This window comes from Salipiger sp. 1_MG-2023 (assembly GCF_030547555.1).
Lineage (GTDB): Bacteria > Pseudomonadota > Alphaproteobacteria > Rhodobacterales > Rhodobacteraceae > Salipiger.
This window is the reverse complement of record NZ_JAUOQN010000190.1, coordinates 1-593: the sequence shown is the minus strand read 5'-3', so window position 1 is coordinate 593 and position 593 is coordinate 1. Positions and strand designations below refer to the sequence as shown.

Annotated in this window: 1 protein-coding gene; it reads right to left on the bottom strand. The window is 63.4% G+C overall.

The genetic code is table 11. From position 1 onward, the window contains the following. Positions 1 to 28: 28 nt before the first annotated feature. Positions 29 to 593 (bottom strand): IS3 family transposase (locus tag Q4543_RS24525; protein WP_303442811.1); only part of this gene is annotated, 565 nt, incomplete at its 5' end.

The following is a 593-nucleotide window of genomic DNA, read 5'->3' as shown; positions in this document are numbered from 1 at the left end:
TGTATTGACCCAGCGGAATCTGCTCAGGTTAGGCCGCTAATCTGCATGCCTCGGCAGGCGTGCGCATGGCAAGCGCCTGATGAGGGCGTCGGTTGTTATAAAAGGCAATCCAGTCACCGATGACGCGCATCGCGTGTTGGATGCTCTCGAAGCGGTGGCGATGCACGCACTGCTCCTTCAGCGTCCGGATGAAGCGCTCGACCATGCCGTTCTGCTGCGGGCAGTGCGGGGTGATGAACTCCTGCTTGAGCCCGTAGCTGCGGACAATGGCTGTGAAGTGGAGACTGGTGAAAACCAAGCCATTGTCTGACCTCAGCAGGAACTCGTCTTCGACACGACCCAGGGTGCCGAACCTCGCGATGAGGGCGTATTCCAGGGCGGCGCTGGCCGTCGTGGCCTTGCCCGACTTCGACAGGTGCCAGCCCAGAAGCTCGCGCGTGTGGCAGTCGATCACCAGGGCCAGCGAGGCCCAGCCGTCCTTGCCGGTCCAGATGCGGGCGAGATCGGTCGACCATCTCTCGTTCGGCGAAGCTGCGGCAGACGGAACCGCCTGAATGCGGGGCCGCATGCCCACGGCGCGCTTGCGGACCCAT